Origin of the sequence: Loktanella sp. F6476L, assembly GCF_023015725.1 — a bacterium.
Taxonomy (GTDB): domain Bacteria; phylum Pseudomonadota; class Alphaproteobacteria; order Rhodobacterales; family Rhodobacteraceae; genus Yoonia.
The window spans coordinates 936774-961877 of the sequence record NZ_JALKAR010000001.1 but is presented as its reverse complement, the minus strand read 5'-3'; the positions used below and the strand labels follow the sequence as shown (position 1 = coordinate 961877).

The following is a 25104-nucleotide window of genomic DNA, read 5'->3' as shown; positions in this document are numbered from 1 at the left end:
ACCCTGCCATGTTTGTCGCGGTCTTAGGCCGCCTTGGTCAGGGTAATCTGCGTCACGTCACAGTTTCCGCTATCAAAGGTCGCAGCACAAGAGGTCAGATAAAAGTTCCACATCCGCCGGAACCGATCATCAAAGCCCATTGCAGCGACCTGATCCCACTTTGCGTTAAAATCATCGTACCAACGGCGTAACGTGATCGAATAGCTGTCACCAAATTCGATCGACTGTTTCACGCCTAAACCGTGTTTTGTGGCAACGTCGCGCAAGATCTTCGGACTTGGCAGCATGCCGCCCGGGAAGATGTATTTCTGGATAAAGTCTGGGCGGCTGCGATATATCTCCCAACGCCTGTCAGCGACCGTGATAATTTGCAGCGTCGCGTTTTTACCGGGCTTCAACCGTTCACGCACAGTGTCAAAGTACACGGGCCAATATTGTTCACCGACGGCTTCGAACATCTCGATACTCGCAATCCCGTCGTAGGTGCCTTTTTCATCGCGATAGTCCTGCAGCTTGAACGTCACTAAATCCGAAAGACCTGCTTTTTCAATACGATCCACAGCGTACCTAAACTGTTCCTCACTGATCGTCAGGCAGGTCACCTTCAATCCGCGTTCCTTGGCAGCGTATTCGGCGAAACCGCCCCAACCGCAGCCAATTTCAAGAACATGATCGCCAGGTTGGACACCCATTTCGTCAACCATGGATTTGTATTTTTCGGTCTGCGCCGCTTCCATGCTTTCCTGACCCGTCAGAAATTTCGCTGACGAATAGGTCATGGTATCGTCCAACCACAGTCCGTAAAAATCGTTTCCAAGATCATAATGGTAGGAGATGTTTTTGCGGGCCTGGGACTTTGAGTTCCGCTGCATCCAGAACCGCATGCGTTCGTATGCTCGCACAAAGAATTGGCCCGGAAAACCATCGTAGATATCTTCCGCGTCGTCGTCGTGGATCAGATCCATGAAAGCCATCAGATCAGGTGTGGACCACCACCCATCCATGTAAGCTTCGCAGAAACCCATATCACCTTCGCGGATCGTCCGCGCAAAAGTATCGGGATTATGAATGGTGACCTCGGCAACGTGCCCCGGTTCTTCGCCTTCGATCCGAAAAACCCGACCGTCCGGCAATGTAATATCCACACGACCCCGCTTCATTTTTCCCATCACATCAAAGATGGACGCAAAGTAGCGCGGTAAGTCTTTTTGGCCTTGGGTCGTCGTCAGGATCATCGTGCAGGGTCCGTTTCTTGTCATGATGCGCAAGGCTGTCCCCGACGCTGTTGAAAAGATTAGTGTTTTGTTAACAAGAGTCACGCACGTCGAAGAAATTAGTTTCAGCGCTGGCTAGTCATATCAGACCCAGCAGCTCTCAAACGTTGATTGCAACTAAAATTGATGCTTCACTACCGCATAGGCTTAGTTGAAAAATCTTAATCCCCTTTGCCGAGCAATCCATTTCTGAGTTCAAACAAGGCCATTTTCATGACAATCAAATTACACGACTTCCTGAAAGCGACACCTTACACGCAGAAAAATATAGCCGGTTTTTTAGACGGCGATGTGTTCCACTATTGGGAATCCTCAAACCCGCGTCTTCCAGCTTACATCAACTGTAGCCAATCATGCCCGATGACTGTTCGGAAGATCTACACAAACTACACCAATTCAAAAACGTCTTGGGTGCGGTTTGGATCGCCTAGCGTCAAAGGATTGACGTCATTGCAATCTGAAACTGGGGATGGCGCAAAACTAGTGACACTTGAAAAACATGATCCACGTATCTGGCCGCTGAGTATGCGTGCCAACGGTGGCAGCGCCCCGTTCCCTGAGGGCGGATTACATGCAGCCGCTGTTGAAGTCGCATCCCGCGATCCCGACACTTACGTGCGGGGGGGTGCCAAGGACGGGTCGCACAAGACCGGTGTTACACGATCATTGCGTTATTATATGCTGGCTGCTTACGGCCTGCTTGATAAAAGTTCAGGGGACGCGTTTGCGGGTCTTGGAAATTATGTCGCGACTTTACTAGTCAGCGACACGGGCACCATCTTGGCTGCGGGCATCAACACAGGCTCTTACCGTCACGCCGAAGTAAGCATGTTGATCTCATACTTCCGGCAAAACCCCACGGCCCAGCAACTACCAGCAAAGTCTGTTGTCTTTTCAACACTTACGCCGTGCGAACAATGCACGGCCTATCTCAAGGAAGCACGCGCACCCGATACGCAAATCTATTTTGGACAATTCGACAGCGGCAAATTCGGCAAAGCAGGTGCCGAGATCTCAAAACGGTTGGCGGATCAGATGGATGGCCCCAAGGCGATATTGGACAAGGCCATCGATGAAGCTGCGGGAGGTGTGGCGTCCGATGCTGGTGCCGGTGCTGTATACAAGACGGTTATCGCAAATGGGTTAACGAGCTGTATGGGTAGTGGGTCAATTGCTAGTCAAATCTCGGATTCAGAAGAAGCCCGTAGGATCCTGAAAGGTGCAAACGCTGCGCTTATGGAAAAGGCGACCAGAGTTCGTTCCGACATCGCTGAAGAACAGGCAAAGGGCGCAGCACTGACTTATCTGACAACTTGGTTAAGCCGCGCGTCGCAATCCTACCTTTAGAAATCCCGCGACTGATAGGCATCTAATGCACGCTTGCGTCCCACATCTGGGGCAACGATGGCGTCGGGATATGGATCATCTGCGGACATGTTCCATTGCTTAGGGATCGCATCGAAGTAGGATAAAGCGGTGTCAGGTGGATCATTTTGCCCCTCCGCAATCCAGCGGTTCGGGTAACGGTGATCCTTGTCGAACTTGTCCAGTTGGGACACCGGATTAAACACGCGGAAATAGGGAGTGGCGTCCGGGCCCGAGCCTGCTGACCACTGCCAGCCCATTGCATTTGACGCAGGATCCCAATCAATCAAACAATCGGCGAACCAATCACTTCCGATTTTCCAATGACACATCAGATGTTTCGTCAGGTAAGACGCCACGATCATGCGACCACGGTTATGCATCGTCCCGGTCACATACATTTCCCGCATCGCCGCATCGACAAACGGTAGACCTGTGCGCCCCTGCTTCCATGCCTTCACTTCCGCCCGCCGTTCATCCGTATTCCATGGGAATGCGTCCCAATCCTCTTTCCAATTATCCGTCTCGATACGGGGCGTGTGATGGGACAGGTGGTAAGCAAATTCGCGCCAGACGAGTTCTTTCAAGAAAATCTCTGCATCGGATTTACCATCGTGTAGCGCCTGCCATCCTGCATGCCAGCAAACAAGCGGGGAAATCTCGCCATAGGTCAGATTTTCAGATAGCCCTGATGTTCCTTTGACGGCGGGCAGATCCCGGTTCTTTTGATAAGTCTCGACACGCTCCGCAATAAAGGTGTCCAAACGGTCCCGCGCGGCCGCTTCACCAACCGTGCAATGTGGAAGCAACACGTGGTAGGCACGGTTCATGTCGCCCCCCATGTTCCAGTCATCAAGCGCGACAGACTTTGGCCAATTGTCAGGCTGGGCGAGCTTCGATGGTCGGGCCGACGGAGTATCGAGTTCACGTCCCCGCACGGTTTTCCACATGGGCGTGAAAACCTTGTAGAAGCCGCCGGTCTTGGTTTCCACGGTCCATGGTTCGAACAGCAAATGCCCCGGAAAGCTTTGCACGGTGTGTCCATCCGCTTTCAGCGCGGATTTGACATCTGTGTCGCGCGCTTTGGCTGCAACGTCATATTGCCGTGACCAAAGGACCGTGTCCGCGCCTGTTTCCGCAATAACGTCCCGCAAGACAGTCAGAGCATCCCCGCGCCGCAAGATCAGTTTGCTTCCAATCCCTTCAAGGTCATCAGCCAAAGCTTTGACCGAAAGCCCCAGCCGCATGCGTGGGGCCGCACCCTGTTTTTCGGTCACCTGATCGTAAATAAAAAGCGGAATGACCGGCCGTCCCAATTTGCAGGCATCCGTCAATGCGGGGTGATCGCCGAGGCGTAAATCTCGGCGGAACCAAACAATAATCGGGCTGGTATCGGTCACAGCAGTTGTCCTTCTTTTAATCAGACATAGCCCTACGTCGCAGAGGTCAACAACCGTTCGTAGCCAATTTGCCTGATACTATAAGTATCAGCCAACATCACAGCGGGCCGAAACGAAAAAGGGCCACGGCGTTACCGCCGAGGCCCTCTTCATTCAATCGAATTTGCTTATTCAGCAGGCATCGCATCCGGAATGTCGTCAGACAATGTCGGAATGCCTGCAGCTTCGCGACGTCCATCGTTGTAGATCGCCTTGATCAGCGCGATACACATCAACACCATCACGATCGAGAACGGTAAGGCCCCGATCACCATCGCTGTTTGGATGGCTCCTGTCCCGCCAGAGATCAGCAAGCCCCCCACAACAAGCGCAAGCGCGGCCCCCCAGAACAGGATGTGTGGGCGTGCCTTTGGACCCTCGTCACCAGCTGCGTTGATCGTATTTACGATCAACACTGCGGAGTCAGCGGACGTCACCAAGAATGTCATCAACAAGACCACAATCATAACAGCCATGGCCCACGACAGAACCTGACTGATCGGTTCGAGCATATACGCAGTCATCGCGAAGATTTTGTCGCCATTCGCCGCGCCCAAGATCACGCCATCCGCGCCGCCATTTAGTTCTAGGTCAATGGCAGTACCACCAGCCCAAGCGAACCAAACAAAGCACATCAATGATGGAACGATCATCGCGCCCAACACGAATTCGCGGATCGTCCGGCCACGTGAAATACGCGCAAGGAACAAACCTACGAACGGCGCAAAAGCGATCCACCACGCCCAGTAGAACACAGGCCACCAGCCCTGCCACTGCGCCAGTTTGAATGCTTCGGATCCTTCAACGCCGTCAGATGCGTAAACATTGATGCTTAGCCATGGCAACGCAACGAGATAGTCAAAGATCCCCACAAAGAACGCGGTCGCACCAAAGAACGTCGCACCAAACAGGATGAAGAAGCCGAGCAGAACAATCGACAAAACCATGTTGATGTTCGACAGCCATTTGATCCCTTTACCAACACCGGACAATGCAGACAGTGTCGATGCCCCCATGATCACCAGCAAGGCAACGACGATACCCAGCGATGTGGCAGAACCATCTTCTAGCGCAAGTCCGCTGATTCCAATGCGCGACAGACCCGCCACGAATTGCTCTACGCCGAACCCAAGTGTCTGCGCCACGCCCAAAATGGTGGCAACAACAGCGACGATATCAATGATATGCCCCAACACACCGGACAAGGATTTCCCAAACAATGGTGTTAGTGACGACCGGATCGTCAGCGGCAAGCCGCGTCTGTAGCTAAAGAAGGCAAGTGCGAGACCCGCAATTGCATAGCACGCCCATGCACCCAGTCCCCAGTGCAGGAATGACCACACATATGCGGTCCGCACGTTGTCTGCTTCAAGTGCAGTTGTGACGCCTTGGATAACAGACGGGTTGTTTTGGAAATGCGCGACAGGTTCGGCAACCGCCCAGGTCAACATCCCCACACCGATACCGGCACCAAACATCATCGAGAACCACGAGAAATTCGAGAACTCCGGTTTTTCACCGTCTTGGCCCAAATTCAGCCGGCCAGCGGTCGGCCACAGCGCAAGGCCAAGGCAGACGACGACAAACAATGTCACTGTCCAAATGTACCACGCAGCAAAATTGCGCAGGATCACCTGGTTCCAAGCCCCAAGCACTTCGCCAGCCCATTCGGGCCAGACGATCGCCCAAACGACGAGCACGCTGATGATGATCTTCGAAATAATCGTAACGTTTAAGCTAAAGCCCCGATAAAAACCGCTGTCTGCGGTATTAATCGGGAGATCCGATAATGGTGGTTTAAGCGCCATTGTAGTTCCCCTGTTCCCTGTTCTTTTGTGTCGATCAGTATGTGGGTAAAACGCAGGCCAGATAACCCCAATTTGCGTCATTCTGTCGCATATGAGAGACCGAAACGACAGTTTGTTAAGCAAATTTAGCCCGAACGGCGTCGTAAGTCCTTTCAACTGCGAATTGAGCCGAAATTCACATCAAAGGTGTAGTGCTTCGACTCGGTACAATCATCGCAATAAAAACGGGCTCACGCGTGCAAACGCGTAAGCCCGGATTTTTAGTTGTGACTGGTCCCATTTAGCCGTTCACATCAACGACGACGCGCCCTTTGACCTGACCTTTCAAAATGTCGCGCCCCAACGCGGGCAGGTCAGACAATGTGGCTGGCTGAACCATGGCTTCTAGCTTATCCATCGGCAGGTCATTTGCGATCCGTTCCCAAGCCCGTACCCGGTTGTCATAGGGCTGCATCACACTGTCGATCCCCAACAGGTTTACGCCGCGCAACAGAAACGGAATAACAGTTGCAGGAAGACCCGCCCCACCCGCAAGACCGACAGCACTGACCGACGCGCCGTATTTCATTTGGCCAAGAACACGTGCGAGCATTTCACCGCCAACTGCATCAACGCAGCCGGCCCATGTTTCAGCTTCAAGCGGGCGTTTGGTCGTTTCGTTCAGGTCCTCACGAGGGACAATCTGTGTGGCGCCCAATGATGTTAGATAATCAGCCGTTTCAGGGCGCCCGGTTACTGCTGCAACGTCATGGCCGAGCTTTGCCAGAATTGCGGTCGCAACTGATCCAACACCACCGGCAGCACCGGTCACCAGTACAGGTCCATCCTTGATGCCATGATCTTCAAGCGCCATGATAGCCAACATCGCTGTGAAACCAGCAGTCCCCACGGCCATTGCCTGACGTGTGTCCAATCCCGCAGGCAAAGGGACAAGCCAGTCCGCCTTCACACGAGCCTTTTGGGAATAGCCACCCCAGTGCGCTTCACCCACGCGCCAGCCAGTCAGAACAACTTTGTCGCCTGCTTTGTAGCGCGGATCATCGGATGCCTCGACCGTGCCTGCAAAATCGATCCCCGGAATATGTGGATAGTTCCGCACAAGACCGCCACCCGGCCCAATGCAAAGCCCGTCTTTGTAGTTCACAGTCGAATATTCAACGGCGACAGTCACTTCACCTGCAGGCAAATCAACCAAACCCAACTGCTTGACCGCAGCGGATGTTTTTCCTTCATCGTTTTTGTCGACTACTAATGCGTTAAACATCTTCTCTTCCTTTCAAGCTGGGCGAACCGCCCACATTCTTTTGGTTATAAATATCTCCGCCGACAGCCCAACGCGCTAAATCCAGAAATTTTCGCGTACTATTGCGTCAAGCATCCCATCCGGTGTTTGAACTTGCAGCACCGTCTCAGGGTCCCAATGCGTCATCTTCACCATCCCGATACCAACACCGGTGCCAAAATCAGGGCTGTTAGCCGCAGACGTCATGCGCCCGACCTGCTTTCCATTGGCCAAGATCGGCCAGACGCGGTCACATGCAGGGACTTTACCCGCGATCTCAATCGGGCGGAGCTGCTGTGTCGGGCCTTCCTTCGCCACCCGCAGCAGGGCATCACGCCCAACGCACCCGATGGCTGTTTGCGTCGAACAAAACCGCCCCAGCCCGCATTCATGTGGTGTATTTTCGCGGTTCATGTCGTTCCCGTAGGACAACAGACCACCTTCGATCCGTTCGATCAGATTGGGGCACCCTGCCCGCACGTCCAGATCGGCACCAGCTTCCATGAGCGTGTTCCACAACGGCATCCCTAGCGCTGATCCTTCGACGTAAATCTCGTAGCCACCTTGTTTAGAATAACCAGATCGCGCCACGACAAGGCTTTGTCCTTGGAAATCAAACCACCCGAAACGGAAGAATTTGACGTTCCTTACCGCTTCACCAAAGACGCGCGCCATCAAATCTTCTGCTTGCGGACCTTGAACGGCTAAGGGCGACACATCCGGTTCATCTACCAGAACGTCCAAGCGGTAACCGTATGCGAGCCCCTTCACCCAGAATAGCAAATCGCTGTCAGCGATCGATATCCACCAGCGATCCTCGGATAGCTTCAAAGCCACAGGATCGTTCAACATGCCGCCCGTTTCATCAACGATCGGCACGTAGTAACATTGCCCCGCTGTCATTCCGCGCAGATCACGCGGCGTCAGCATCTGCATCAAGCGTGCTGCATCCGGACCGCGTAATTCAACTTGGCGTTCCACAGAGACATCCCAAATCTGCACATGGTTTTTCAGATGGTGGTAGTCATCTTCCACACTCTCAAACACCGTCGGCAGCAACATATGATTGTAAATCGTATAGGCTTTGACGCCTGCCGCTTCGACACCATCGCTAAATGGTGTGCGGCGCAGGCGCCGAGATTGAGAGATCATCGCCATTTCGTCAGGTCTCCGGCATGAAAACAAGATCAGTTGGCTGTGGATTTGCGCCCGCAGCGGTGAGCATCGCGTGAATTTGACCGCGATGGTGGGTTTGATGGTTAAAGAAATGCGTGATGCACATCGCCCGTGGGCGGCTGACCTCGGCTTGGATTGAACCTGAAAACCACGTCACATCGCCAGTCAGGTCCACGCTTTTCAGACTTTCGGCCCATAACTGAATGCGCCCGTCCATGCGAAACCGCTGTGTGGCCCATTCGGCTGGCGTTGGCGTTAGGTTTTCGCTACCTTCAATCACGTTCTCAGGACTTTCACCGCCATCGAAACGAGACATCCAGATCATGTCGCCCCAGAGCAAATGGTTCAACGTACCAAAAATTGAGTCGAAGAAAGCACCGCGATCCTGTCGCAGTGTATCTTCGTCCATTTCCGCGACAACCTTGCGCAATCCGTCGTTTTGCCACGCGTTGTAGCACGCCATTGTACGGCAGAACTCTGGCGTGATCACGGACGTGGACCTTTCCAGTCGATCGGACAGATCTCTGCAGATTTCCCACCAAAGTCCCAAACACGACCGTAGTCACGGACACGCGATTTGGTGCCTTGAGCAGCAATAATTTCGGAACCCATCCAGTATTTCGAATTGGTGACCATCACCGGTTCTTCTTTGTTTTTGCCGGTGATCATTTCGATTTCACCTTGGATTTTGCGTCCAATGTAGATGCCGCGTTTGGTCCCATCGCGCACGATTTCGACCTTTTCACGTTCGGCCCCGATAATGTCAGACACCAACATCGTGAACAGGCCTGTCGTGCCGCCAGCTTGGCCGGAGAAAATCTTGAGCAAGCCGTTGTAGGCCTTTTGCGTTGCACGTTCGTCAACATAGGCGGCAACGCGCCAGCCGCCTTCGGCCATGCGTCCCGGAATATCAACAAGCAGACCAATATTCAGACCCGCAAGATCTTCGCCCTCGAAATGCCCTTCATCAATCGCAATCGCCATCCATGCGTGGCAATGCCCTTCAGTTGGCGGATGCGCACCAAGCGACACAACGCATGGACAGAAGGTCGTGCAAGAGCAGTTCAAGAACAATTCCCCCTTGATCGCCCAATCCGTCGGGGACATTTTGCGTCTGCCGGGATTTGGCATTCGCTGGTCAATCCGCTGCGAAATCGCAATCTGATCCGCTGGAAGTCTCGTCTTTTCCGCCATGTCCATCCCTTTCCTAAAGTACGGCGAGCAAAAGGCCCGCACCAATCAAGACCACACCCGCCGGTTTCGTCAGCCGGTGCCCGATCTGCGGTAGTTTTTCAAAAATCATAAAGAGTGTCGCCAGTCCCATCCAAAGCAGGCTCATCACGCCACCCACGAACCCCAAGGCCATAAAGCCCCAGCAGCAGCCAACGCAGAACGCGCCAAGGCCAAGGCCCATTCGCAGCCCGCCGCCAAATCCGGTTTTCCAATGTCCAAGGAAATAGGTCATCGGGCTGTGGCAAACACCGTGGCAAATCTCCTTCGCGCGGGTGAATTGGAACGCCCCAACAACGATCAACAAACCGGCCGCGAACCAACCGGTTGTCGAAATGCCAAGGCTGTCAACGACATTCCACTGGATCAAAAGGACCTGCACGATGCTGATGAGCGCCGCAAAACCGACCCAAGTGATGAAATAACCGATTAGAACACCGATCCACCCTGCCCGTGTGCCATCCGCGCTTTTCATCAAGGCTTCGTAGTTGCGCAATGTCGGCACCATCGTAGGCAACATCATCGCTGCCATCATGATCGCCCACATCGGGAACAAGGCACCGAAGCTGGTCATCGGCATCATATTCATGCCCACAGCCCGCCCGATCACATCCACGCCAGACATCCGCGCCATCATGAACATGAATGCCCACGCGCCTAGAATGGCCGCAAAGAACAGCACCCACAGGATCGACCGCAATGGAAATTGAACGGGTGAAGTTGTCACGTCTTACGCCTCCCAACGCAAACACTTGCCAAATCATATGTCAGACGTTTAATTGTCTGACAAATGAAAATTGATCCAGATAGCAAAATTGATCTCTCTGCCCAGATCGCAAAAGCAATCCGCGACGGGATTATTGCAGGTAGCTTACCTGTCGACGAACGCCTGCCGTCCGAAGCGGAACTAGCTGATCAGTTCGACGTGTCGCGGCCCACGGTCCGTGAAGCATTAAAACGATTGGCCGCGCAAAGTCTTATCCGGACGCAACGCGGCGCAACAGGCGGCGCTTTTGTTAACCGGTTGCGGTTCGAAGACGCCTATGGACAGCACGTGACTACGTCGACGCTACTATTGTCGATGAACTCGGTCAGTTTTCAGACCGCCTGCGAAGCCCGCTATGCGCTTGAACGGGCCTGTGCGCCCCTATCGGCGCAGCGCAGGACCGCAGATCATTTGGCCACCATGCGCGCAGAGACACACCGCCAAGCCCAGCCGGGTCTCAGCGATGAAGCGTTCTGCGCATCTGACGTCGCCTTCCATCGTGCGTTGGTTGATGCGGCTGGCAATCCGGTTCTATCGTACCAACTGGCCGGTGCCGTTGAAGCCATGCAACCGCTGATGAACATGATCACATTTACGGCCCGCAACCGCGAAACAATTGTACAAATTCATACCGACATCGCAGATGCCGTCGCTGCGAACAACGCAACGGCCGCAGATGCACTGCTTTGTAAACTGGCCGAATATACGGAAACCCTTGCGCAAAGCGTGTTCGCGAAACGAGATGCGCAGAAGGCTGGTACCGTGCCGCAGAGTTGACTTTGTCCGGAACGCGGCCATGTCTTGTGGCACGCAATAAGGACAGATCACATGGACATTCTTAATATTATCTTCGCCTTTGCCAGCATCGGTCTTGGTGCGTTTGGCTGGCTTGCACCGCGTTACACGATGGATGTGCTGAATCTGTCCGGCCACACCGATACGATGGGCATGTCTGAAGTCCGCGCGAGTGCTGGCTGTTTGTTCATCGGGATGGGGCTTGGTGCGCTGCTGATTGGCAGTCCTGACTCATATCTTATGCTGGGCTGCTGTTGGACAGGTGCTGCAGTTGGCCGCCTGACATCGCTATTACGCGATGGGCGAACATCCAAGAAATGGGGATACTTCGCCGTTGAAGCCGCCGTCGGCGTTCCAGCCATTCTGATCAATCTGTAGGGTGTAAGTGCAGGTTTCTGTTGCCAGGTACCTGCGAACCCCGCCCTAAGACGCTAATCCTAGGGAGTTAAGTTTCGATAGTTAGGGCTGCTTACGCAGCCATCGCCATCGGAGCACGATTGTCATTTGCAATTGTACAGTTTGTACCGATATCGGTGGTAACTCACCGAGATAAAGACACGCCCGTTCACAGTCCGTCGATCCTAATTCAGCCCCATAGTCCTTCAAATGAAAGGATTTTTGGTGGAGCTGCGGGGAGTCGCACCCCGGTCCGGCCCAGCTAATAACACGCTCGTTTATATCCATAGTCCCCGAAGAGACATCTTAGATATGGGGCTTTGATCCACCAAGCGCAAGATCAACAGGCGGAATTACTGTATCATTCTGTGACCGTGAGATTGGAAAATGTTGCCCAAACACCCGACAACGCACGCAAAACATGACAAAACCGACCAACTGTCAGTTAAGCGACAGTTCATAGGGGAATCGGTGACTATGGATAATGCACGTGAGTGAGAAAGACTTTATACCATTGGTAGTATCGTCGGGTGCCCACCTGTATTTTTTAGTTTCAAAACATTTTAAATTCCGTCCCCAATGGCGCAGGTACGGCCCCGACACCCTCACACGGATCATTTAATGAAAAACACCATTCGGTTCCCGCATTTGTTAGACTGTGAAATCGTCAACGACATGTCTGACGACCAAAAGGCCGATTTCGTGAACCAGTTTGCGGTGCGAAACTTTTCATCCCGCACCCCCATCCTGCACCAAGGTGAACGGCCCGACGGGATGTTCATCGTGTCGCATGGATCAGTTGAAGTCAGCTACATGAGCGAAGAAGGCTTTCAGACGATCATTTTTCATGCTGGCCCGCAGGCAACTCTTGGCGTGATCGAAGCCTTGGCGGCAAAGCCTTGTGCAGCGACTTGTATCGCCATGCCGAACACCTGTGTTCTGTTCTGCCCGACACCGCTGCTTTATCAGCAGCTACAATCGCCGGTCCTTATCCGTAACATTGCAACGCTCGCGTTCAATACGTTGGAACGGGATAACAGCGGCAAATCGATTGATCAGCACTACACGGTCGAACAACGTATCTGTAGTCATCTGTGGCAGCTATCGGCGCAAGGTGCAGAAATCAGGCAAAGCCAAAGCTATCTGGCGACAATGGTTGGTTGTTCGCGGCAGACGGTCAACAAGGAACTTGGCATCCTACGTGACCACGAGATTATCATGCTCAGCAAAGGCAAAATCACGGTTCTAAGCCGCGACGCACTTGCCAAACGCATTGCCGATATGACGCAAGACCCAAATGCATAATAAGTTTCGAAAAATGGCGCACCCGAGAGGATTCGAACCTCTGGCCTCTGCCTTCGGAGGGCAGCGCTCTATCCAGCTGAGCTACGGGTGCGTCTAGCGGTGCTATAACTGTCCGTCGATCGGCTCGCAACCAACAAAGATCAGGTCCCCAAATTTTCGTAAGAAAAAACAGGTCAGGCGAACAAATCGTGGCACAATTCCAGCGCGTCAACCAAGGCATCCACATCTTGCGTGGTGTTGTACATGCCCATCGACGCCCGACATGTGGCTGACACGCCCATATGGTCCATCAGTGGCATCGCACAATGGCTACCAGCCCGGACTGCAACGCCTTTCTTATCAAGCACTGTCGAAATATCATGGGCATGCGCAGCCCCATCAAGCGTGAACGAAAAAATTGCCCCTTTGGTCGCTGATGTGCCCTGCACCTGAAGCCAGTTCAATCCGCCAAGCTTTGCGTTCGTGTAATCCCGCAACGCCATTTCATGTGCTGCGATCTGCGCCATGCCTACGTCCATCATGTAATCAAGCGCGACACCTAAACCAATCGTCTGGACGATCCCCGGCGTACCTGCCTCGAACTTCATTGGTGCGTCGTTGTAATCAACCCCATCGCGGCGCACGTCTTTGATCATGTCCCCGCCGCCCATGAACGGACGCATCTCAGCCATTCGTTCCTTGGTCACGTAGATTCCACCGGACCCAGATGGTCCGTACAGTTTGTGCCCTGTGATCGCATAGAAATCGCAACCAATATCTTGCACATCAACCACGCTGTGGCAGGCCGCCTGCGATCCGTCGATCAGTACTGGGACGCCTTTCGCTTTTGCGCCCGCGCAAATCGCTTTGACATCAACCATAGTCCCGAGAACGTTGGACATATGCGTGACGGCAACTAGTTTTGTCTTCGGTCCGATCGCGTCGATCACCGCTTGTGGATCAAGATCACCTTTGGCGTCCACATCGACCCATTTGATCACAATGCCCTGACGTTCACGCAGAAAATGCCACGGTACGATGTTCGCGTGGTGCTCCATGATCGACAGAACAATTTCATCGCCTGCTTGCAAACGGGGCGCGGCCCAACCGTAGGCCACCATATTGATGCCTTCAGTCGTGCCTGAATTGAAGATGATTTCGTCTTCGGATCCAGCATTCAGAAACGTCGCTATCTTACCGCGGACACCTTCATATTTGTCAGTGGCAAGGTTGCTGAGGTAATGCAAACCACGGTGCACGTTTGCGTATTCTTCGGCATACCCTTTGGTGATTGCATCAATCACAACCTGCGGCTTCTGCGCGGAAGCACCGTTATCAAGGTAGACCAGCGGTTTGCCGTTCACTTCCCGCGACAGGATCGGGAAATCGGCACGGATGGCATTTATGTCGTAGGTCATACTGGACCTCCCACAAGGGCGGCACCGCCGACCATTAGAAGAATAAAGCTTAGCCCGAAAACAAAGCCAATGATAGAAAGTGCAAACAAACCAAACGCTTTGCCCAAGCTATTAAAGTCATGCAGCACGTTCAGGAAGTGCATCAAGCACCAAAGTTGCAGACCAAAACCAGCCAAACTAACCAGCGTCGCGATACTCGGAACCAGAAGCACGGCAAGCATTTGCACGATCACAAGTACAAGAACGATGGTTTGAAACCACGTCATGATTAAGAGGGTCGCGCCAAACGTCCCCTTACCGCCCATCGCAAGGCCTGCATAATAAAGAACGAAGATGAAAACGACCGTCATAGCCCCGAGAAACAGCGCATCGAAGAACGGATTTCCGCCCAAGTCCGATATCATTTCAGGACGGCCAGGGATCAGGCGTTCAATTGAAATGATGATCACTGTCGCAATGGTCACGACGCCAAGCGCCATCCAACCCACCGCGTGAGGAAGGCGAAGTTTCACGATTTCGGACGCAACCGCTGCGGGCTGACGGAAGGTCTGGCCAATGAGACCAGTCAGCGTCGCGACATCAAAGTGCATGGGTTTCCCCTTCGGCGACACGGATGCACTGCGACCAAATCCAAGCGAAAGCGGTCGCCCAGACGAACCCCACGAGGTTCGCTGCAGGCCCTGCCCCGATTAGCCCCATAGTCAGGCCAAACAAGAGACCGACGGGTGTTGTCGCCAAAAACGCCCAGAACAACGCTAGGCGCGCCGAATAATGCGTGCCTATCGCGCCAAACATCTTCGCAATCAGATGCGCGATTGCTGCCACGATATACAGCATCAAGGGCCATACAATCATCATCGAAAAGAAAGCGATGCCTGCGTTCATCTGAAAATCTGACGCGCCGTCGGGGCCGAACAGTTCAAACTGTTCAGCCCGTTTCAAGCGCGGCCATTGTGCGACGTATAAGATCAGACAGGCGGCCATCACATAAGCGATGGCCCTGTCTTCCCGTTGGCCGTGCGACAGCAGTTCACGCATCACAACGCGCGGACTACGCCATGTGCGCACAATGTCGGTCGTGACTGCCATCAGCCGTGCCGTGCCAACCAGCTTTCCAGCCGGTCCCGCAGGTCATCTGCCAAATCGTCGTTGTCAATCTCGTCCAAGGCTTCTGCCAAGAACGCAAGCGTCAACAAATCAGTTGCCTGCCTACGCGGCACACCGCGTGATTGAAGATAGAACAACGCCGTTTCATCAATCGCGCCAGACGTGGACCCGTGCGAACAGGCTACGTCATCTGCGTAGATTTCAAGTTCAGGTTTGGCCAGAAATTGGCTGTCGTCGTCCAACAGAAGCGATTGGCTGATCTGATAACCATCGGTTTTCTGCGCGCCTGCTTTCACAAGAATTTTCCCTTGGAAAACCCCTGTTGCACCGTTGCGCAGCACCTTTTTGAAAACCTGACGGCTTTCGCAATTTACCGCGTCATGCGTGATAAAGATCGTGTCGTCGTGATGGAAGTCTTTGCCATCGCCAACGCAAGCACCCGCAACATGTGCAATCGCATCACCGCCGTTGATTTCGATGATGCATTCATTGCGTGTCAGTGCACCATTCACTGTCAACGTAAAAGACTTGAACGTGCTTTCTGTTGAAATCCTTGCGAAGCAATGCGTTACAGCACGACGTTCATGGTCGCGGCCTTGCGAACGAACGTGATGGAACGCGCCCGTTGCGGCCACATCGACTTCAAGTACGGATGACAAACGGGCCGCCGCTGGTCCGGTTTCCAGAACCGTTACTGCCGCGCCTTCTTCAACCTTTACGACGTGATGCACCATGGCGTCAGACGCTGTTGTGTCGCCACGCTTGTAAATCAGGTTAACTGGTTTCGTGGCTTTGGCAGTCGCACGAATAACAACACCGTTTTCGGCAAACGCTGTGTTCAAAGCGGCCAAAGGACGTTCGACCGGTGACTGACCGTTAGTTTCCAAAGCACCGTACAGGTCCTTTGCCCAATGGATATCCGTAGACATCGCATCTGAAAGCATCTCGATCTCGATACCATCAGCGGACAAGTCGTCCGATGCGCCAGCGTCATAAACACCGTCCACGAAGACGACCTTCACGCGATCGATAGCATCGAACAAAGGCGCTTCGTCGTTATCGAACGTGGCTGCTTCGTCTAAGTCGGCTGTGACAAAGTTCACCGGATCAGTGTAGCGCCAGTATTCGTCACGTTTGTGCGGCAGCCCCATCTGGGTCACCCGCGACAGGGCGTCTTTGCGTGCAGCCGTGGCCCATGCAGCGCCTTCCGGCAATGCCAGACCATCTAGCCGGGCGACGGTTGCGTCATTTTTCAGTTGCGGCAAAGCCATTAGGCAACCTCCGCCAGAATGTCAGCGTAACCGTTGTTTTCAACTTCCAGAGCCAGCTCTGGACCGCCTGTTTTCACGATACGGCCGTTGGCCATGATGTGCACGACGTCCGGTTTAATGTGGTCCAGAAGACGCTGGTAGTGCGTGATCACAAGGAATGAACGACCTTCGGAGCGCAGCGCATTCACGCCTTCGGACACCAGTTTCATCGCATCGACGTCCAGACCGGAATCTGTTTCGTCCAGCACGCACATCTTTGGCTCAAGCATCGCCATTTGCAGGATTTCGTTGCGCTTTTTCTCACCACCAGAGAAGCCCACGTTGACCGGACGCTTCAACATATCCGCGTCGATTTTCAGGTCTTTGGCTTTCGCGCGGACTTCTTTAAGGAAATCACCAGCGGACAGTTCTTCTTCACCGCGTGCTTTGCGCTGTGCGTTCACAGCTGTGCGCAGGAACGTCATGTTACCAACGCCCGGAATTTCCACAGGGTACTGGAATGCAAGGAACAGACCAGCAGCTGCGCGGTCTTCCGGTTCCATATCCAGCAGGTCTTCGCCCTCCAGCGCCGCCGCGCCGTCAGTGACTTCGTAACCGTCTTTACCAGACAGCACGTAGGACAATGTTGATTTACCAGAGCCGTTTGGACCCATGATCGCGTGAACTTCGCCTGCACCAATCTTCAGATCGACACCTTTGAGGATTTGCTTGTCCTCTTCTTCGAGCTGGACGTGCAGGTTTTTGATCTCAAGCATAGTATTCTCCTTGGAAAACGTGGAAAGGCCGCGTCAGGACGGTATCCTGCGCGGCGTATATGGATGATGACGACGGTATGTCGTCAGATGTTAGATTGTGATGCTGTTGCCCGCGATGTTCAGTGACATCGGATCGGTTGCAGCCAAGATTTCGTTGACGAACTCCTGCGAAAAGACCATCGCAAATTGATCCGGCGCGATCCAAACAGCGTTGTGCATCGTTACTGCGGCGAACGCGGCGCCCGCCAAATGACAAACCATGTGTTTGAACGTCTTCTGACGAATGAACCCGCCCAACGTGAAGGCCATCGCCGCTGCCATGCCCAATTCGTAGGCAAGTGCGTGCGGTACGCTTGGTTGGATATCCAAGAACGTGATTTGGAAATAGCGTGCCACGATCAGACACATCGCACCCACGATCATCGACATGATCATGCCGGTTGTCGTTGCGGGCGGTGTTTTGCCGTTGGCCAAGATCTGATCGCGACCAACCCGCTTCGGTACCTTCATGCCCGTTTCCGGATCGTGATAGTACGTATTGCGCGGGTTGTTGATGCTCTTCACACGAGCCTGAAAAATAGCAGCTTGATCTTGAGTCGCCATGATAATGCGCACCTGTCCCGTTACATCCCCACGTCTGACTAGCAGACGAAGTGGGGCGAAAACGGGGCAGCGCGGTGACCCTGTTGCGGCTATATGTCGGGCAGACGACAGTCATTTGTTAGCCAACAGACCCTTCAAGACTGATTGCAACAAGCGCTTGAGCTTCCATCGCGAACTCCATCGGGAGCGCTTGCAGCACTTCCTTACAGAACCCATTAACCACCAAAGCGACGGCTTCTTCTTCGTCCATCCCGCGCGAGCGGCAGTAGAACAACTGGTCGTCATCCACTTTGGATGTCGTCGCTTCATGCTCAACGCGAGACGAGTTATTCTTGACCTCGATATAAGGAACGGTATGCGCGCCGCACTTGTCGCCGATCAGAAGCGAGTCACATTGCGTGTAGTTCCGGCTGTCTTTCGCTTTCGGGTGCATCGACACCAGACCACGGTATGTGTTCTGGGCCACGCCCGCGGAAATCCCTTTCGACACAATCCGTGACTTGGTGTTCTTGCCCAAGTGCACCATCTTTGTGCCTGTGTCCGCTTGCTGGTGGTTGTTGGCGATGGCGATTGAATAGAATTCACCTTGACTGTCATCACCACGCAGGATGCAAGACGGGTATTTCCACGTCACAGCAGAGCCGGTTTCAACTTGGGTCCACATCACTTTGGACCGGTCGCCACGGCAATCCGCGCGTTTGGTCACGAAGTTGTAGATGCCGCCCTTCCCGTCTTCATCGCCGGGATACCAGTTCTGAACAGTGGAATATTTCACTTCGGCGTCTTCTTCGACGATGATCTCAACCACAGCGGCGTGCAGCTGGGCGGTGTCGCGTTTCGGCGCAGTACAGCCTTCAAGGTAGGAGACGTACGATCCCTTGTCTGCGATGATCAACGTGCGTTCAAACTGGCCTGTGTTTTCCGCGTTGATACGGAAGTAGGTGGACAGTTCCATAGGGCAACGTGTGTTCGGCGGGATGTAGACGAATGACCCATCTGAAAAAACGGCAGAATTCAGCGTCGCGTAGAAGTTGTCGGATGGTGGAACCACCGTGCCAAGGTATTTCTTGACCAGCCCAGGGTGCTTTTCAATCGCCTCAGAGATCGAACAGAAGATCACGCCAGCTTTTTCCAGTTCTTTCTGGAACGTCGTGCCCACAGATACGGAATCAAACACCGCATCCACAGCGACCTTGCGGCCTTCCGCTGGAATATCTTCGGCACCTTCGACGCCCGCAAGGATCATCTGCTCTTTCAGTGGGATACCAAGCTTTTCATAAGTCGCGAGCAGTTTGGGATCGACTTCGTCCAAAGACTTCGGCTTTTCTTCCATGCTCTTTGGGCGGGCATAGTAGTAGATGTCTTGGAAATCGATGTCAGGGTAGTTGACCATCGCCCATGTGGGTTCTTCAAGATTTTCCCAACGCGCAAACGCCTCAAGACGCCATTCGGTCATCCACTCGGGTTCGTTGTTTTTACCGGAAATCAGTTTCACGATATCGGTGTTCACGCCCTTTGGCGCATACTCCATCTCGATCTCTGTTTCCCAGCCGTATTTGTAGTTGCCTGACAGCGCCGAAACCGCATCCACGGTTTCCTGATCTACACCATCTTTGACTTGAACTTCGTCCAAAGCTGTCATCGCATTTTCCTCTCTTACGCAGCGGCTGCTGCGCTGATCTTCTTTCGTTTCCGCACCCATGCATCCGCAAAGCGCAGTACATCATCTTCCGTCGTATCCAACCCGAGCGACACCCGGAGCGCACACGACGCCAATTCATCTGAATAGCCAAGAGCCGGCAGCACGCCGCCAATCTTGACCTTGCCGCTCGAACAGGCAGACCCCGCCGAAACCGCAAATCCCGCGAGGTCCATCGCCATCACCTGCGTTTCACCTTTCCAGCCGGAGCTGAGGAAACAACTGGTATTGGGCAACCGCGCGCCGTCCTGTCCTACAAAAATAGTGTCGGGGATCGCGTCCTCAATGGCCTTTTCTAGAATATTTCTAAATTGCGCAACCTGCTCCCAGCGGCCTTCGGTCAAATCTTTTTGTGCAGCCTTCGCAGCCGCCGCAAAACCGGCAATCAGGATCAGGTTTTCGGTCCCTGACCGACGCCCCATTTCCTGCCCGCCGCCCTTGATCTGCGCCGCTACATCAGCGCCAGCGGGCACAATCAATGCACCAACACCTTTCGGGCCACCAAACTTATGCGCCGACAAGATTGCAGCCCCGACACCGGACCAATCAAAAGCAAACGGCACACGGCCGAACCCTTGCGTAATGTCAGTCACGGCCACGCCGTCGACTTTCTGAATCAAACCTGTTTCAGAATTCGCTAGCTGAACAACTGCCCGTGTCGGATCATCAACCTGAACTATGCCATCGACGACTGGCAGAACCGGATCGACCCACGCAGCAACGGCGGCGTGTTCCAAGCCGGATCCCATCAAATCACGATCCGCAAGTATTAGGGCCGCAGATTCTGTCGCACCTGACGTAAACACAATGTCGGCACCAGCGGCCCCCAAGGCGTCCGAGATATCCGCGCGAGATTGCTCAAGTAGTTTTTTCGCAGCACGCCCTTCCGCATGGACGGACGACGGATTGCCGACAATGTCCATGGCAGCGATCATTGCAGCCTTCGCTTCGGCGCGCACAGGCGCTGTCGCGTTATGGTCCAGATAAACACGTGCCATCAGACACACGCCTGCGTTTGATCACAGGTATCGTGCCGGACGACCCCGATTTTTCTGGAAAAATCGATCGAATTTTCTGTAAAATCCGCCATCCCTATTCATCCACGACTTCAAACAGGGCCGGAACAGCCGGACACGGCGCAAGACCGTTTCCGACAACATCGGACAAACGTGCTTGATGCAAGAAGACGTAAACATGGGCGCTCAGCCCTTCCCACAAACGGTTTGTCAAAGATTGGGCCCGCGATCCAGACGCGGCACCTGACGCACCGGCACCTTTGTGCATGGCACTTACGGTCTCATCAACCGCGCTGAGAATATCAACCACCCTGATTTCAGATGCGGGCTGCGCCAAACGATACCCACCGCCCGGTCCACGTACGGACACAACCAGATCGCCACGGCGCAATTTCACGAACAACTGTTCGAGATAGGCCAATGAGATGTCTTGCCGTTTGCTAATCTCGGTCAAATTGACCAACGCCCCGTCAGGCTGCAGCGCCAAGTCAGCCAAAGCGACTACCGCATAACGTCCCTTTGTACTTAGCTTCATCTTACATCCCATCAGGTTAATGACATTGACCTTTGCGTGCAGCGCGATTAGGTCAAATCACCAGTCATTGGACCAATCGGCCCAAGTTTAGAATCTTTCTAAGGTGCCTGAGCGTTTTCGTCAAGAATACACCTGATGAAATGCGCCACCACCGAGAACAAAAAAACGGACGCTCATGCCCGAAGTTATTTTCCCCGGACCAGAAGGTCGCCTTGAAGGCCGCTATCACCCGCAAAAAGACCGCGATGCACCGATTGCGATCGTCCTGCACCCGCATCCACAGTTTGGTGGGACCATGAACAACCGCGTTGTTTATAACCTGCACTACGCTTTCTATAAAATGGGCTTCACTGTTTTGCGGTTCAATTTCCGCGGTGTCGGTCGGTCCCAAGGTGAATACGACCAAGGTGTGGGCGAATTGTCCGATGCGGCTTCCGCGCTCGATTATCTGCAGTCGATGAACAACAACTCCAAGCATTGCTGGGTTGCTGGTTTTTCATTCGGTGCATGGATCGGCATGCAATTGCTGATGCGTCGCCCTGAAATCACGGGTTTTATTTCGATTTCCCCACCGGCGAACATGTATGACTTTAGTTTTCTGGCGCCCTGCCCGTCTTCTGGTCTGATCATGAACGGGTCAAATGACCGCGTGGCACCGCCACAGGATACCGTGAACCTCGTGAACAAACTGCACGAGCAAAAAGGTATCACCATCACGCACAACACGATGGAAGGTGCCGGTCACTTCTTTGAAGATCCGCATATGGATCCGATGATCGATACGGTGACGGACTATGTCCGCCAGCGCTTGACCGAAAACACACGGTAAATCATGTCAGAATATACAGATAACACCGCGAACGAATTGGCTGACCAAGCTTTGGCTGAAGCAGAAGCAAGTGGTGATGAAAAGATCGTTGATCGCATCGGGGAAATCCTTGGTGCGTCATCGCAATCGCTTGAAGAGGCATATCTGACGGCGATCCGTGTACGTCGCGCAGAAAAACGTGCGCGGGCGATGCTGGCGGAAAGTGTTGCAAGACGTGCGGCGGCGGCTGCGGCCCCCGCGGACCAACCGCAGCAGGACGGTCCAACCGAGATCGCATGATCTACGATCAAGCAGATTATTTTCGCATTCCCTTGCTCGACGGCACACTTGGCGTCGGGCAAGTGTTTGAAACATCTGCTGGTTCCGACAACGTTGTGTTCTGCGGAATCTCTTTTCAAAAAACAGATCATAGGGCGTCAGTTGCGCCATTCGTACTGTCCGATTTGATTGCATTGGTACGCTGCGACGATGCATGTTTGCAGTCCGAACAATGGCCACTAGCGGGTTTCAACCAAATCCCGCGTTTTCGATCCGTCTTTGACTATGACGCAGCCGTAACCGCGGGTTTTCCGAACACGCCTGTGCATCATCCAGCCGTGATCGAAGCTTTCGCAAACGCCATCCACGGCCTTTACCCATGGAACGGATTTGGCGATTTGTTCGACCAGATCAAACGCCCCGACATGGACAAGCCTGCCAACGCCACATAGGTTCCGCTTATGCAAGTCTTGGCCCAAACGCGTATCGACGCACAATTCGCATTTCTCACTGAAGCAGACCGGCTCAAATCGGTATTACGCGCCACAAAACTGTGCGACAGTTCCCGCTTTGAAAATACAGGTGAACATTCGTGGCATGTCGCCCTTTATGCCTTAGTCATGGCTGAACATGCAGCAAAACCCGTCGATATCACACGCGTTTTGAAAATGATGTTGATCCATGATCTTGTCGAAATTGATGCGGGCGACACGCCGATCCATAGCACTGCTGCCCGCGATCCTGATGCCCAAGCCGCGGCAGAAAAAGTCGCGGCGGATCGTATTTTTGGCCTGCTTCCGGATGATCAACGGGATGAATTCCGTGCACTTTGGGACGAATTTGAAGCCGCTGAAACAGACGACGCCATCTTCGCAAAATCCATCGACCGTGTGCAGCCAGTGATTTCAAACCTCGAAACCGGCGGGCAATCATGGACAGAATACAATGTGAGCCGCGTGCAGGTCGAAGACCGTGTTGGCGCAAAAGTTAGCCGTGGTGCGCCGGCACTGTGGATCGCACTTCGCGCGAGGCTCGATGATTGGTTCGGGACCGGATGACAAAGCCACCAAGCCCACTTTCCATCAACACCCAAGAACACGTTCTGGAACTGCTAAGCGGTGACCCGACGCCCCAAGAGCTAGAAGCGGCTTTGCGACATCTCGCCAAATGGCGGGCAAAATTGCTGGAAAACACTGTGATCGGGCAAAACGGGACCACCATTCCCGCAGGTCCATTCAAGGACATGATCTACAACGTACCTGCGTCGGAAGGCGGTCGCGTGCCACGACTTCTGGGTATTTACGAGAAAACGCTCGCACCAGTGATCGAGGAGATTATCAAAGCGGCCCCACCGCTCATCATCGATGTGGGGTGCGCTGAAGGGTACTATGCCATCGGTCTCGCCCGCCGATTGCCGAATAGTATTGTCTGGGCCCGCGATACAAATGAAACGGCTCAGGAACGCGCTGTGGAACTGGCCAAAGCCAACTATGTGTCGAACCGCGTGAAAGTGGGCGGAAAGCTCACGCATGCTGATTTCGATATTTGCCGCGCCCAAGACACAACGATCATCTGCGATATCGAAGGGGCAGAAGACGCCCTACTCGATCCCGATCGCGCTAAGGGCTTGCGACGTGCCAACATTCTTGTCGAAGTGCACGAAAATATGATCCCTGGCCTTACAGAACGGATCGCAGGTCGATTTGCGGAAACACATCACATCAAGGAACTTGGTCGCGCGTTTAGCAGCGATGACTTGCCTGACTGGATGGCGGGGCTCGGTGACCTTGACCGCCTGCTTGCGTTATGGGAATGGCGTGATGGCCCGACCCCTTGGTTGTGGATGCAACGCAAAACTGTGTAGTCTCATGCGTACACTCATTGGACATCAAAAATGATCCGCCTTTTTGCCCGCAAGCACCCCCGCACGATTGCGGCGGGACTGCTTTTTGCGCTTACCCTGATCCTTGCGCTTCCCTATGCGATATGGGGCGCTGTGGATGTAACGGACGGCACTGGCGTTATGACATTTGACGCGTTGACCAATGGTGTGGCATGGCAAGCTATCATGGCGATCACTCTTGTATTGATCGTCTGGGGCTTGAAATGGTCGGACATCACAGGGTTTCAGGGCCCATATGATCGTTCGGGCATACGGTCGTTCCTTTGGGTCGGCGCATTTCCGGCCCTTGGCGCGCTCGGGTTTTCCATTGCGCTAATAACAGGCGAAAACGTCGCCGGACCAATTGCGATCATCACAATCGTTTTGGTGTTAAACTTTTTTGTGGGCCTGTCCGAAGAAGTCATGTTCCGCGGTATCGTCTTTGGTGCGCTACGTGAAAAGCACCAGTTGATCACAGCGGTGGCCCTATCGTCCGTTGCATTTGGTTTGCTGCACCTCGTCAACCTCGGCTTGGGGCAAGCGGTTTCGTTGACTGCCTTTCAAGTTCTCAATGCGACTGCACTTGGGGCGTTGTTCTGCGCAATTCGCCTGCAAACCAATAGCATTTGGCCACCAATCTTTCTGCATATGATTTGGAACAGCTATGTGATGCTAGGGCAAGCGTTGTCCGAAACCGAAGCCACTGATACCAAAAATCTCGTCTCGACCGATTTGGACGCCTCAAGCTTTCTTCTTCCCACCATCTTAATCGTGATCACCTACTGGGTATTGCGCAGCTACACGCGACGGACAGGACAATCCCTGTTTCACAAAGCGCCAACACCGACAAATCTGCCGACCATCGGCGCATAGCTGCTGCCCGCACTCCGTTTCCCACTAGACACGCGGGGCCAAG

Annotated in this window: 27 protein-coding genes, 1 tRNA gene and 1 other RNA gene; 10 read left to right on the top strand and 19 right to left on the bottom strand. The window is 53.7% G+C overall.

Annotation, left to right across the window (positions count from 1 at the left end; all coding sequences use genetic code 11):
• Window positions 1-23 precede the first annotated feature (23 nt).
• Window positions 24-1235 carry a cyclopropane-fatty-acyl-phospholipid synthase family protein gene (locus MWU61_RS04845; RefSeq protein ID WP_247127110.1) on the bottom strand — a complete coding sequence of 404 codons (1212 nt, stop codon included), beginning with the start codon at window positions 1233-1235 and terminating at the stop codon, window positions 24-26.
• 252 nt (window positions 1236-1487) lie between these two features.
• On the opposite strand from MWU61_RS04845, the gene MWU61_RS04840 reads away from it, so the two are divergent.
• Entirely contained in the window at window positions 1488-2621 is a 1134-nt protein-coding gene (locus MWU61_RS04840; RefSeq protein ID WP_247127109.1) for a hypothetical protein, read from the top strand.
• Here MWU61_RS04840 and MWU61_RS04835 read toward each other — a convergent pair.
• The 7 genes from MWU61_RS04835 to MWU61_RS04805 all read right to left on the bottom strand — a co-directional run bounded on the left by MWU61_RS04835 (window position 2618) and on the right by MWU61_RS04805 (window position 10301).
• Entirely contained in the window at window positions 2618-4039 is a 1422-nt protein-coding gene (locus tag MWU61_RS04835) for a deoxyribodipyrimidine photo-lyase (protein ID WP_247127108.1), read from the bottom strand. The genes MWU61_RS04840 and MWU61_RS04835 overlap by 4 nt on opposite strands.
• Before the next feature lie 167 nt (window positions 4040-4206).
• Complete coding sequence (locus tag MWU61_RS04830) at window positions 4207-5886, bottom strand: BCCT family transporter (protein WP_247127107.1); 1680 nt, start codon at window positions 5884-5886, stop codon at window positions 4207-4209.
• 280 nt (window positions 5887-6166) lie between these two features.
• On the bottom strand, window positions 6167-7150 hold the full coding sequence (acuI, locus tag MWU61_RS04825; protein WP_247127106.1) for an acryloyl-CoA reductase: 984 nt from the start codon (window positions 7148-7150) through the stop codon (window positions 6167-6169).
• 75 nt (window positions 7151-7225) lie between these two features.
• Entirely contained in the window at window positions 7226-8326 is a 1101-nt protein-coding gene (locus MWU61_RS04820; RefSeq protein WP_247127105.1) for a dimethylsulfoniopropionate demethylase, read from the bottom strand.
• A gap of 4 nt (window positions 8327-8330) precedes the next feature.
• The gene (locus tag MWU61_RS04815; RefSeq protein ID WP_247127104.1) at window positions 8331-8834 is read right to left on the bottom strand and encodes a DinB family protein; all 504 of its coding nucleotides are present in this window, start codon (window positions 8832-8834) and stop codon (window positions 8331-8333) included.
• Complete coding sequence (locus tag MWU61_RS04810) at window positions 8831-9538, bottom strand: DUF1326 domain-containing protein (protein ID WP_247127103.1); 708 nt, start codon at window positions 9536-9538, stop codon at window positions 8831-8833. Before MWU61_RS04810 ends, MWU61_RS04815 begins: the two co-directional genes overlap by 4 nt.
• Window positions 9539-9551: 13 nt before the next feature.
• Window positions 9552-10301 (bottom strand): DUF2182 domain-containing protein, encoded by a 750-nt coding sequence (locus MWU61_RS04805; RefSeq protein WP_247127102.1) that lies wholly within the window; start codon window positions 10299-10301, stop codon window positions 9552-9554.
• A gap of 63 nt (window positions 10302-10364) precedes the next feature.
• Here MWU61_RS04805 and MWU61_RS04800 point away from each other — a divergent pair, with 63 nt between their 5' ends.
• Window positions 10365-11117, top strand: coding sequence for an FCD domain-containing protein (locus tag MWU61_RS04800; protein ID WP_247127101.1), 753 nt, complete (start codon window positions 10365-10367; stop codon window positions 11115-11117).
• A 51-nt stretch (window positions 11118-11168) separates the two neighbouring features.
• On the top strand, window positions 11169-11513 hold the full coding sequence (locus tag MWU61_RS04795; protein ID WP_247127100.1) for a DUF4345 family protein: 345 nt from the start codon (window positions 11169-11171) through the stop codon (window positions 11511-11513).
• 6 nt (window positions 11514-11519) lie between these two features.
• On the opposite strand, the gene ssrA is transcribed toward MWU61_RS04795, so the two are convergent.
• Window positions 11520-11873: a transfer-messenger RNA gene (gene ssrA, locus MWU61_RS04790) on the bottom strand.
• A gap of 279 nt (window positions 11874-12152) precedes the next feature.
• On the opposite strand from ssrA, the gene MWU61_RS04785 reads away from it, so the two are divergent.
• On the top strand, window positions 12153-12836 hold the full coding sequence (locus MWU61_RS04785; protein WP_247127099.1) for a Crp/Fnr family transcriptional regulator: 684 nt from the start codon (window positions 12153-12155) through the stop codon (window positions 12834-12836).
• 14 nt (window positions 12837-12850) lie between these two features.
• On the opposite strand, the gene MWU61_RS04780 is transcribed toward MWU61_RS04785, so the two are convergent.
• The 10 genes from MWU61_RS04780 to MWU61_RS04735 all read right to left on the bottom strand — a co-directional run bounded on the left by MWU61_RS04780 (window position 12851) and on the right by MWU61_RS04735 (window position 21219).
• Window positions 12851-12927: transfer RNA gene (locus tag MWU61_RS04780), tRNA-Arg, on the bottom strand.
• Between the two features lie 82 nt (window positions 12928-13009).
• The gene (locus tag MWU61_RS04775) at window positions 13010-14233 is read right to left on the bottom strand and encodes a cysteine desulfurase (protein ID WP_247127098.1); all 1224 of its coding nucleotides are present in this window, start codon (window positions 14231-14233) and stop codon (window positions 13010-13012) included.
• Window positions 14230-14823 carry a Yip1 family protein gene (locus MWU61_RS04770; RefSeq protein ID WP_247127097.1) on the bottom strand — a complete coding sequence of 198 codons (594 nt, stop codon included), beginning with the start codon at window positions 14821-14823 and terminating at the stop codon, window positions 14230-14232. The genes MWU61_RS04775 and MWU61_RS04770 overlap by 4 nt, the downstream gene beginning before the upstream one ends.
• Window positions 14813-15322, bottom strand: coding sequence for a hypothetical protein (locus MWU61_RS04765; RefSeq protein ID WP_247127096.1), 510 nt, complete (start codon window positions 15320-15322; stop codon window positions 14813-14815). The genes MWU61_RS04770 and MWU61_RS04765 overlap by 11 nt, the downstream gene beginning before the upstream one ends.
• Entirely contained in the window at window positions 15322-16611 is a 1290-nt protein-coding gene (locus MWU61_RS04760) for a SufD family Fe-S cluster assembly protein (RefSeq protein WP_247127095.1), read from the bottom strand. The genes MWU61_RS04765 and MWU61_RS04760 overlap by 1 nt, the downstream gene beginning before the upstream one ends.
• Window positions 16611-17366 carry a Fe-S cluster assembly ATPase SufC gene (gene sufC, locus MWU61_RS04755; RefSeq protein ID WP_247127094.1) on the bottom strand — a complete coding sequence of 252 codons (756 nt, stop codon included), beginning with the start codon at window positions 17364-17366 and terminating at the stop codon, window positions 16611-16613. The genes MWU61_RS04760 and sufC overlap by 1 nt, the downstream gene beginning before the upstream one ends.
• 90 nt (window positions 17367-17456) lie before the next feature.
• A complete protein-coding gene (locus MWU61_RS04750) occupies window positions 17457-17969 on the bottom strand; it encodes a hypothetical protein (RefSeq protein WP_247127093.1) in 513 nt (170 codons plus the stop codon).
• A 118-nt stretch (window positions 17970-18087) separates the two neighbouring features.
• Complete coding sequence (gene sufB / locus MWU61_RS04745) at window positions 18088-19611, bottom strand: Fe-S cluster assembly protein SufB (protein ID WP_247127092.1); 1524 nt, start codon at window positions 19609-19611, stop codon at window positions 18088-18090.
• A gap of 14 nt (window positions 19612-19625) precedes the next feature.
• Window positions 19626-20666: an aminotransferase class V-fold PLP-dependent enzyme gene (locus MWU61_RS04740; RefSeq protein ID WP_247127091.1), complete on the bottom strand. Its 1041-nt coding sequence runs from the start codon at window positions 20664-20666 to the stop codon at window positions 19626-19628.
• 94 nt (window positions 20667-20760) lie between these two features.
• Window positions 20761-21219: an Rrf2 family transcriptional regulator gene (locus tag MWU61_RS04735; protein WP_247127090.1), complete on the bottom strand. Its 459-nt coding sequence runs from the start codon at window positions 21217-21219 to the stop codon at window positions 20761-20763.
• A 175-nt stretch (window positions 21220-21394) separates the two neighbouring features.
• Here MWU61_RS04735 and MWU61_RS04730 point away from each other — a divergent pair, with 175 nt between their 5' ends.
• Genes MWU61_RS04730 through MWU61_RS04705 form a run of 6 tightly spaced genes read left to right on the top strand, consistent with a single transcriptional unit; the run spans window position 21395 to window position 25061 of the window.
• Complete coding sequence (locus tag MWU61_RS04730; RefSeq protein WP_247127089.1) at window positions 21395-22048, top strand: alpha/beta hydrolase; 654 nt, start codon at window positions 21395-21397, stop codon at window positions 22046-22048.
• A 3-nt stretch (window positions 22049-22051) separates the two neighbouring features.
• Entirely contained in the window at window positions 22052-22327 is a 276-nt protein-coding gene (locus tag MWU61_RS04725) for a hypothetical protein (protein WP_247127088.1), read from the top strand.
• Window positions 22324-22758: a hypothetical protein gene (locus MWU61_RS04720; RefSeq protein ID WP_247127087.1), complete on the top strand. Its 435-nt coding sequence runs from the start codon at window positions 22324-22326 to the stop codon at window positions 22756-22758. Before MWU61_RS04725 ends, MWU61_RS04720 begins: the two co-directional genes overlap by 4 nt.
• 9 nt (window positions 22759-22767) lie before the next feature.
• Complete coding sequence (locus MWU61_RS04715; RefSeq protein WP_247127086.1) at window positions 22768-23364, top strand: HD domain-containing protein; 597 nt, start codon at window positions 22768-22770, stop codon at window positions 23362-23364.
• Window positions 23361-24170 (top strand): methyltransferase, encoded by an 810-nt coding sequence (locus MWU61_RS04710; protein ID WP_247127085.1) that lies wholly within the window; start codon window positions 23361-23363, stop codon window positions 24168-24170. Before MWU61_RS04715 ends, MWU61_RS04710 begins: the two co-directional genes overlap by 4 nt.
• 30 nt (window positions 24171-24200) lie before the next feature.
• Window positions 24201-25061, top strand: a complete 861-nt coding sequence (locus MWU61_RS04705) for a CPBP family intramembrane glutamic endopeptidase (RefSeq protein ID WP_247127084.1) — start codon at window positions 24201-24203, stop codon at window positions 25059-25061.
• Window positions 25062-25104 lie beyond the last annotated feature (43 nt).